Source organism: Segatella sinensis (assembly GCF_040095255.1).
GTDB classification, from domain to species: Bacteria; Bacteroidota; Bacteroidia; order Bacteroidales; family Bacteroidaceae; genus Prevotella; species Prevotella sinensis.
The window spans coordinates 1-8,730 of the sequence record NZ_JBBNGE010000083.1 but is presented as its reverse complement, the minus strand read 5'-3'; the positions used below and the strand labels follow the sequence as shown (position 1 = coordinate 8,730).

Below are 8,730 nucleotides of genomic sequence, written 5' to 3'. Positions count from 1 at the left end.
ATACGATGGTACCGAATGCAGTGCTATGATGGTACCGATTCATGCGCTACAGTGGTACCGATTCGCCGATACTGTCAGATGATTATTACTCCGGCCTTTATGGCTCGTATATTGAAGGCGAGGAAAAGGGAATAGCTAAGGGTAGAGTGGAAGTAGCCCGCAACTTGTTGTCAATGGGAATGTCTTGGTCACAAATCATGCAGGCTACCGGATTGACAGAAGAAGAATTGAAACAGCTTCATTAATTTAATAGTACATAGATAGTGTTACTAGCATTGGGAATAATATATTTGGGTAACTTTGGTTGCTTTTGTTAAAAGCATCTTCTTCATGGATGGTGAAGGAGGTGCTTTTCTTATTTTTATGAGCAATTTTTCCCAAGATTCCCAAGATTTTTCCCAACGTTGGGAAAAAATGAGGGATTTTTGGGGGAAAAGAGGAGTGATTTTTTGATTTTCTTTACTTTTTAACTTCCTTTTTCTTTTTCTTCTTACTTTTTCCCAAGAAAAGCCCGATTTTTCCCAAAATCGAGGGTTTTTCGGGGAAGTTGTGGGAAAAGGATTGTTTTGCCTTGTTTTCCGCAGTACTTTTGCAGCGTCGAAGAAACAAGACAACGCCGAAATGTTTTGGTGATCTTGAAACAACTTACGACTACTTTATAATATGAATACTCAGATTATGAGAGTGGTGAAGCAGGGCGAGGCTTTCGCTGTGCAGAGCCAGAAGAGCGAGAGCGGTCAGATGATGAAGTGCAACATCGTATTGCAGGAGATGGGCGGCAAGTACGAGAACCAATATGCTGCGGCTATGCTGGGCAATATGGCGCAGTGTAAGTTTGCTCCGGGAGCACTGGTAGCGGTAACGCTCCGATTCACGGCTCGTGAGTATAATGGGCAGGTTTATCAGGATATCCTCGTTACGGATATCGAAAAGCTGAAGGGATAAAAAGTAGTTTTAGTTATTAACTGAGTTGGGACTGCGGAGGATCTTCCATGGTAAAGCGCGCAAAAATCCACACGTTTCTTCTCGCAAAACAATTCAGAATATGAAGAAAAATGTAAACAATCAGCAGGCTAAAGGCCAGCAGGTGAATAATGGTAGCCAGCATGTGCAGCTGGGTGGTATGGCTTTCTACGATGAGAGCAAGTGTTTCCTCTTTGCGCCTAACGAACATGGGACGGGAGAGAAGGTGCCGGGATTCCGATCACAGGGCGTTGCCCAGCAGTTGACGGATGGTACTTTTGATTTCGTGGTTAAACCACGAGTCCGCTCGCAGTCGGAACTAATCAGAAAATTGGCGCACGGTCGTGTGAGCAAGACAAAGGATGGAGCCATCCAGCTCACCTTGAAGGTGTTCTGCGATGAGGGAATCAATATCGGCAGCGCTCTGGTGAAGGAGGCGGAAGAGGCTGCGGATGCAGTGGTGGATTATCAGTTGAAGCGATAGAAGATAGATGAGTTGCTATTTAATTAGGGTGGAGAACGGGCACAAGGTTGCCCGCTCCATCACCTCGGAAGAGGAATACAAGTTGATTCGTGGAAGCTATGAGCAGAAAGCTAATCTGCGACTGGCTCGCGAAGGAAACGACGGGGCGAAGCGAAGACTGGTGCAGTTTAATTATTCCGGACATTATCCGCAAGGGGTAGTGAAGGGTATGAAGCTGCCAAGCCGGGCTTTCGGCTTCGATTTGGACGATAAGCAGGATTTCGAGAAGGCGGCTAAGCTGATGCTGCAGGAGCCTGAGAAATATGGTCTGCTGATGCTGGAACGCAGCGCACGACAAGGTGGTCATGCGGTTTGCAAGCGAGAGATGGGTAAGACCATTCTGGAGAACCAGGTAAGAATCGCCAAGATGCTGGAGTGCGAGATGGATACTTCGGCTCACGATATTAATCGTGTCTATTTCACGACTTCGGCTGATGCAGAAGACTTGCTTTATCTTTCGCCTGAGCTCTTCAAGGATAGTTATGAGGAGGCTGCCGTGGCAGCTGAAGGCAAGGTGCTCGAAGAGCGTGAGAAGTATGGGCAAGAGGAGCTTCCTCCGGGGGCGCACAAGGTTAACAAGCATTACAAACCTTGGCTGGAGAATGTTGAAGAGAAGGCTTTGAATTCTCAGAAAAATCTTGAAAATCAGGAGAATCAGAAATCTCTTGAAAATCAGGAGAATTTGGAAAATCAGAATCAGAGTCAGAAGAATCTGGGAAATCAGAAGAATTCTCAAAAGGGTCAAGCCTCTCAGAATCGTCAGAATCCTTCTAAGAATCAGGCTCAGCCTGCTTCTGCTTCTTCTTCTTCATCCTCTTCATCATCCAGCAATGATTACCTCGGAATCCCGTATTCCGAAATCATCTCGAAGTGGTGGCAGATGTATAATGACGGTCATGAGCCAGTTCGCTCCAACCGCAACACTTTGACCTTCGAGCTTGCCGTGAACCTGCGCCACATCTGTGGCTTCGACCGAAGCCTGATGGCTCAGATCATTCCCTGCTACGATGGTTTCCCTGAGCAGGAGAAGATGGCTTGCATCAACTCGGCACTGAACGAGAAAATCACCCAAATGCCTAAGCGACTGAAAGATGTGCTTGCCGCTCTGCGACAGGAAAAGCTGAAACAGGGTGCTTCGAATGCTACTGCTGATGCAGAAAGCGAGGCTCTGGTGAATGCGCTGGACGAGGCTAATGCCAAGGACGAAATGTTCTATTTCAATGCTTTGCCTAAGATGCCGCAAGGTGTGCGTGATTCTATCAATGCCGTAGGACCACCCCTGGCAATGCCCGTGATTACCGCCATTTGCCCGGCAATCGGAATGCTGGCTACTGGCGTCAAGGTCTCTGTTCACGGCAAGATGAACTCGCTGAACCTCATTTCTTATATCGCCGGTGATTTCGCTTCAGGCAAGGGAAGCATCGACCCCGTGATTGATGCTTGGACTTCGGAGATAAAAGATATGGATAAAATGTATCAGCAGAAGGAGGATGAATGGAGAGCCAAGAAGCGTGCGGCGAAGAACAAGAAGGAGCAGCCGGAAGAGCCGAAACTGCCTGTAAGATGTCTGACACTTAACAATACCGTGGCAAATCTTGCCGAACGTCTGGCTAATACCGAAGGCAAGCACGCCTTCTCGTTTACCCCGGAAGCTGACACCGTGGCGCAGAAGTGGAAGTCGGCGATGAGCGACTTCTCTGTAATGCTCCGTCAGGCGTATGATGGCACTAGCTATGAGCGTGAGGCTAGAAGTGCAGAAGCTGTAAATGTACATATAGACAGACTGTTATGGAATGTAGTGATGTGTGGAACGCCTGATGCGCTTTATCGTGTGGTAAACAATTATACGGATGGTTTCCAGAGCCGTATTACCGTGGCTCGCACCCCGGACAATACGTTTACTCCGCTTACGGATAATCTGTATGTGCTTACCGATCGCCAGCGTGACCGCATCATCCAGGTTGCCCATCTGCTGCCTCTGATGGAAGGCGACGTGGTGCTTCCTAAGCTGGAAGCCAAGGGTAGGGAGTGGCTGGAACAGATTCGCCTGGAGACTATGAAGAATGATGACAAGGTGAAAGCCCGTCAGCGTTTCCGTATCTGTCCTACCACGATGAGAATGATGACCTGCATCATGCTCTGCAAGGTAGCAGAGACGTTGATTCAGAAGCACGGGTTCCAGGGTGCAGAGAAGCTGTTGAAGCAGAATCCTGGGCTTTGGAAGGATTTGATAATCAAGATGCAGACGCCTACCATGCTCGCAGTGTTCAATGTTCTTGCAGATTACCAGTTGGACAATGCGCTCTACTTCTTCCGTAGTCGCATTGAGGACGCTTTCTCTTCGAGAGACTATTGCGGACAGATGCCGTATGATCGCACACATCGAGGCAAAAACGACTCTATCTTCGAACGTTTGGACACAACTTTCTCTTTCGAGCAGGCACAGCAGCAGAGCATTTCTGTGAAGGGTGCAAACACGACTCTTGAGGCGGTGAAGCAGATGCTGAAGAACTGGAAGCGACAGGGCTTGATAGTGGTGCTGCCAGATATGCGTTATCAGAAACTTTCATCCACCGTATAAAGAGTTTCATCTACCGTACAAACGGGTCATTTCGGGTCAAGGTCATTTCGGGTCATTTTGGTTTTTCAATACACCAACCCCCTTAATGACCTGCCCACAAGTATTAATTTTCTAAAAATATCATCATTATGAACATCGTTATATTTCGCCGTCGCTTCACTCCATGGAGTGTGGATGGCACATTGGTTATCAACGGAGTATTTTTCAGTGGCACCGTAGAACATCCTAAGAAATACATGGCTGCAGGCCGTTATAAGGTTGCACCCGTACCTATCAGATTCCAAAAGAAGATAGAGGTGGAAATCAAGGAGACGGAAGGGGAAAAAGAGAAGAACAAGGACAACGGCAAGAAGGAGGAGAAGAAGTTCAAGATTGAGATTGTAGAGGAGGTTAGAACCATGCCTGCGATTCTGCAGGAGAAAGGTCGGGTGTCGAAGACGCCTGTGCTTCGCAAGCCTTATATTACGCCAGGCTTTGGACCGCTTGCCTTGAAGTATGGAAGCATCGTGATGGGCAAGTCGTTGAAAACGGGACTTGTGGCTTATAACGAGGAGAAGTTCCAGGAATTTTGCGACATGATCAGCGATGCTTTGCAGGTGAAGGAGCAAGTAACGTTGGTTATCAAGGACTGGGGGAAAGACGAGATTCCTAAGGAGTATATGATTGTGCTTCCTAATAATAATCTCAATCATACTATCCAGTAATTATATTGTACATATTAATTTATACATTATGCGTAAGATTAAGGAAATCATCATTCATTGTAGTGCGACCCGAGAAGGTCGCGACTACACCGTAGCCGACATCGACCGTTGGCATCGTGAGCGTGGCTTTTTCTGCATCGGTTATCATTTCGTGATTTACCGTGACGGAAGCATCCACGTGGGCAGATCAGTAGAAGAGGTGGGCGCCCACTGCAAGGGTCACAACACCGTGAGTATCGGAGTATGCTACATCGGCGGTCTATCCAAGGATGGCAAGCCGAAGGATACCCGAACCCCACAGCAGAAGGCGGCGCTGAAAGCGCTGATTGAGCAGCTGAAGGAGGAATATCCCGAGGCGACGGTTCATGGCCACAATGAGTTTGCCGCCAAAGATTGCCCTTGTTTCAATGTGAAGGAGGAGTTTATTCAGTAAAATAGCTAATTTTGGAACAGCAAATGAACTTTACCTTCATTTGCTGTTCTCAGTTCCATCGTTTACTCTTGTTGCAAGTGATGTGAAGCGGCATCGATAAAAATACTTTCACACTTAAGTATGTGAATGTCAATATATTGCGGGTGCTGTGAAAGGAGAAATGATTTTGTAATTCAAATAAGAGTTTTCCATAGAGATTCGATTACTTATTTAATACCCAAGAGTAGATTCTGGCAGAAATGTTTGGTGATTACGGAAAAAATGATTAGTTTTGCAGTTGAATAGGCTGATAGGTTGTTATCACCGGAAACTTAAAAGACAGAACAATGGCAGAATTGAAATTATATCCAGTAGGAATCCAGACATTCGAGGAAATAATCACTCGGAATCTTCTGTATGTAGATAAGACGGAATATGTCTATCGCATGACTCATAGCGGTGGCAAGCATTTCTTTTTAAGTCGTCCGCGCCGTTTCGGAAAGTCATTGCTTGTTTCAACATTCAAAAGCTATTTTCAAGGCAAAAAGGAACTGTTCAAAGGATTAGCCATCGAAAAGCTGGAAAATGAGTGGACGGAATATCCTGTACTGCATTTCAGTATGGCAGGAGGTAAGCACATGGAGAAAGACCAGCTGGAAAGATATTTGGGAAGGCGACTTGCTGAGCAGGAAAAGGTATGGGGTATTACATCTCCTGCAGTTGATGCGAACGACCGTCTCATTTCGCTCATCCAGACTGCTTATGAAAAGACAGGTAAGCAGGTTGTCGTACTGATTGATGAGTATGATGCACCTCTTCTTGACGTTGTTCATAGCGATGTTAACTTGCCGGTGCTTCGCAATGTGATGCGCAATTTTTATAGTCCGTTGAAGGATTGTGAACCAATGCTCCGTTTTGTCTTCCTGACCGGTATTACGAAGTTCTCGCAATTGAGTATCTTTAGTGAACTGAATAACATTACGAATATAAGTATGGATGATGAATATGCAGGAATCTGTGGTATTACCAGAGAAGAATTGGAAACACAGATGTCTGCGAATGTTGATGTGTTGGCGGAGAAAATGGGCAAGAGTAGAGAGCAGATGCTTGAATCCTTGCGAGAGTTTTATGATGGTTATCATTTTGCTGCCCAGTCACCTGATATATTTAATCCATATAGCTTGCTGAATGCCATGGCAAAAAGTAAGTTGGATTATTATTGGTTCTCTTCAGGCACGCCAACTTATCTGATAGAAATGCTCAAGAAATTCCAGGTTATGCCATCGGAGATTGGTAGTTGTGAAGCCGACCAGTCGGAGTTTGATGCACCAACAGAAGGTATGTCATCTGTTATGCCTTTATTGTATCAGAGTGGTTACATCACCATTAAGGGGTACGATCCGGAGACGGAACTCTATACCCTGGATATTCCTAACAAGGAGATTCGGGTAGGGCTATACCGTAGTCTCTTACCTAATTATATAGGTATGAATACGGTGAAGGGAACTACGACCATTGCCAAGATGTCAGCTCTTATCCGTCGCAACGATATGGATGGAGCCATGCAGATGCTTCAGGCTTATCTGGCCACGGTTCCGTATTGCAACAATGTTGACTCTGAGGGACATTATCAGCAGATGATGTATGTGATATTCTCTATTCTTGATAATTATGTAGATGTAGAAGTTCGCACTCCATCGGGAAGGGTGGATATGGTATTGAGAACAGCTACCCATCTTTATCTTTTTGAGTTGAAGCTCAATAAGGATGCTGATGCAGCGATGAAGCAGATCGATCTTAAGGAATATCCTAAGCGCTTCGCTTTAAGCGGCTTACCAATCGTAAAGGTTGGGGTTAACTTTGATGTGGCAACGCATAATATTACAGATTGGAAGATAGAAGCGGAGTAAATAGGGTGGTATCCTGGCTTATGGGAGATTGTCCGTGGATAGACAACCTCCCCTGAGCCTCATCACCACAGGCTGATGTTCTATTTTATATGCTAGGTGTTTATTTATATTTACTGGTCTTTCAAGTCCTTATCTACCATGGCGCAGACACAGGAGTCTGACCATACATTCTCTGCCGTCTCTACCATGTCGATAATGGTATAGATTGGCAGGATGATGCCCATGATGCCGATAGGAGCATTGATACCGGACATCAGAGATAGGGTAAGGAAATAACATCCCATCGGCACTCCTGCATTACCCACTGCTGAGATAACTGAAATGAAGAGCCAGAGAATCATCGTAGTCCAAGGTAAGGGCATTCCTCCATTCTGCATCAGGAACAAGGAGGTTACGAGGATAAACGCAGCGCAGCCATTCATGTTGATGGTAGTACAGATAGGCAATACGAAGCGGGAAACCTGATTGGAAACTCCCAGTCTATCTTCTGCTGTCTGCATCGTCACCGGCAACGTAGCAGCCGAACTCTTTGTAAACAGAGCCATTAATACTGCCGGCATCATCTTGCCCAGTGTACGCACTGGGTTCAAGCCTCTTGCCAAGAGGAAGAGCGGAAGGATGATGAAGAATTGAATGACATTACCTCCCAGGATAACCGCTACGTACTTTCCTAGAGAAGCCATCACGATACCCGCAGAGAACTGGGCTGAGAGTTGTGCTGCAAAGGCAACGATACCCAGAGGCAGAGCCCAGATTAATCCATGAATCAGCATGAAGAGCAGATCCTGCAATCCAAACAATCCTTTCATCACGACTTCTTTCTTATCGCTTGATGGCATTTTGGTTAAGGCAATGCCTGCAGCTGCCGCCAAAATCAGGATGGAGAGTACATTTCCTTCGGCAAACGGCTTGATGATGTTGTTGGGGATTACTCCGAGAATATGGTCATAATAGCTGGTTTCTCCCAGCTTTTGGGGAACATCTGCCATTCCGCTCTGTACCAAGGCTGTAGGTAAATTGCCTGGAGAAACGATGTTGTAGAGCACCAGTCCCACTGCCGCAGCTGCTATCGTCGTGAGCAGGGTGTAGGTGATGGCGTGGCGGAATATCTTACCGGTATCTGCCTGGTTGCCCAAGGATGCCAGGGTTGTGATGACAGCCAAGGCTATGGTTGGTATTCCAACTCCCACATATCATTCAGCATTCTGATGGCTGACTCCGAGCGGAATACATGGCCGCGGAAGGTGATATCGTACTTTATCATCGCCCTCATCAGTTGGGCGAGTATCAATTCATTGTTTGTCATAATCTTATGTTTTTAAAACTAATTACTTATACAAAGGTAAATATAAAAGTTGATTTTTGCAAGGATTTCATGTTAAACTTTATTTTTATGTATATCTTTTTATGATGGCAGTCATTATCGGCTGTTCCATGTCCTATTGCTTAACATTCAACATTCAACACTTAACATTTAACATTAAGAATTATTTCACCCATTCCATCAAGTCGTCGTAGTTGGTTACCTTATGATAGTAGATGCCCGAACCTGAGAGTTGTTCGAAGAGCCTGTCGGCACAGGCTATCTTGCCATCTTCTATGCCTCGCAAGTCGAGGGTTGACATGCTGCCCTTGGT

Annotated in this window: 10 protein-coding genes; 7 read left to right on the top strand and 3 right to left on the bottom strand. The window is 45.9% G+C overall.

From position 1 onward, the window contains the following. The first annotated feature begins 41 nt into the window (after positions 1-41). Positions 42-245 carry an Rpn/YhgA-type helix-turn-helix domain-containing protein gene (locus tag AAAT87_RS14530; RefSeq protein WP_349226821.1) on the top strand — a complete coding sequence of 68 codons (204 nt, stop codon included), beginning with the start codon at positions 42-44 and terminating at the stop codon, positions 243-245. A 24-nt stretch (positions 246-269) separates the two neighbouring features. On the opposite strand, the gene AAAT87_RS14525 is transcribed toward AAAT87_RS14530, so the two are convergent. Then, on the bottom strand, positions 270-644 hold the full coding sequence (locus AAAT87_RS14525) for a hypothetical protein (RefSeq protein WP_349226820.1): 375 nt from the start codon (positions 642-644) through the stop codon (positions 270-272). A 19-nt stretch (positions 645-663) separates the two neighbouring features. On the opposite strand from AAAT87_RS14525, the gene AAAT87_RS14520 reads away from it, so the two are divergent. From AAAT87_RS14520 to AAAT87_RS14495, 6 genes are all read left to right on the top strand, one after another. After that, positions 664-945, top strand: a complete 282-nt coding sequence (locus tag AAAT87_RS14520; protein ID WP_349226819.1) for a DUF3127 domain-containing protein — start codon at positions 664-666, stop codon at positions 943-945. A 100-nt stretch (positions 946-1,045) separates the two neighbouring features. After that, positions 1,046-1,447, top strand: a complete 402-nt coding sequence (locus AAAT87_RS14515; RefSeq protein WP_349226818.1) for a hypothetical protein — start codon at positions 1,046-1,048, stop codon at positions 1,445-1,447. A 7-nt stretch (positions 1,448-1,454) separates the two neighbouring features. Then, positions 1,455-4,067 (top strand): DUF3987 domain-containing protein, encoded by a 2,613-nt coding sequence (locus tag AAAT87_RS14510; RefSeq protein WP_349226817.1) that lies wholly within the window; start codon positions 1,455-1,457, stop codon positions 4,065-4,067. Between the two features lie 128 nt (positions 4,068-4,195). Beyond that, the gene (locus tag AAAT87_RS14505; protein ID WP_349226816.1) at positions 4,196-4,771 is read left to right on the top strand and encodes a hypothetical protein; all 576 of its coding nucleotides are present in this window, start codon (positions 4,196-4,198) and stop codon (positions 4,769-4,771) included. Between the two features lie 28 nt (positions 4,772-4,799). Next, complete coding sequence (locus tag AAAT87_RS14500) at positions 4,800-5,204, top strand: N-acetylmuramoyl-L-alanine amidase (RefSeq protein WP_117663751.1); 405 nt, start codon at positions 4,800-4,802, stop codon at positions 5,202-5,204. 326 nt (positions 5,205-5,530) lie between these two features. After that, positions 5,531-7,093, top strand: coding sequence for an ATP-binding protein (locus AAAT87_RS14495; protein ID WP_349226815.1), 1,563 nt, complete (start codon positions 5,531-5,533; stop codon positions 7,091-7,093). Positions 7,094-7,203: 110 nt separating this feature from the next. Here the strand turns inward: AAAT87_RS14495 and AAAT87_RS14490 are convergent, their stop codons facing one another. Together AAAT87_RS14490 and AAAT87_RS14485 are read right to left on the bottom strand one after the other, a co-directional pair. Next, positions 7,204-8,283, bottom strand: a complete 1,080-nt coding sequence (locus AAAT87_RS14490) for a dicarboxylate/amino acid:cation symporter (protein WP_349226814.1) — start codon at positions 8,281-8,283, stop codon at positions 7,204-7,206. Beyond that, complete coding sequence (locus AAAT87_RS14485) at positions 8,259-8,399, bottom strand: hypothetical protein (protein ID WP_349226813.1); 141 nt, start codon at positions 8,397-8,399, stop codon at positions 8,259-8,261. The genes AAAT87_RS14490 and AAAT87_RS14485 overlap by 25 nt, the downstream gene beginning before the upstream one ends. Positions 8,400-8,730: the final 331 nt, after the last annotated feature.

Coding starts and splice junctions, on each gene's coding strand:
- AAAT87_RS14530 (WP_349226821.1), top strand. CDS start 42: ATGCGCTACAGTGGTACCGATTCGCCGATACTGTCAGATGATTATTAC.
- AAAT87_RS14520 (WP_349226819.1), top strand. CDS start 664: ATGAATACTCAGATTATGAGAGTGGTGAAGCAGGGCGAGGCTTTCGCT.
- AAAT87_RS14515 (WP_349226818.1), top strand. CDS start 1,046: ATGAAGAAAAATGTAAACAATCAGCAGGCTAAAGGCCAGCAGGTGAAT.
- AAAT87_RS14510 (WP_349226817.1), top strand. CDS start 1,455: ATGAGTTGCTATTTAATTAGGGTGGAGAACGGGCACAAGGTTGCCCGC.
- AAAT87_RS14505 (WP_349226816.1), top strand. CDS start 4,196: ATGAACATCGTTATATTTCGCCGTCGCTTCACTCCATGGAGTGTGGAT.
- AAAT87_RS14500 (WP_117663751.1), top strand. CDS start 4,800: ATGCGTAAGATTAAGGAAATCATCATTCATTGTAGTGCGACCCGAGAA.
- AAAT87_RS14495 (WP_349226815.1), top strand. CDS start 5,531: ATGGCAGAATTGAAATTATATCCAGTAGGAATCCAGACATTCGAGGAA.
- AAAT87_RS14485 (WP_349226813.1), bottom strand. CDS start 8,399: ATGACAAACAATGAATTGATACTCGCCCAACTGATGAGGGCGATGATA.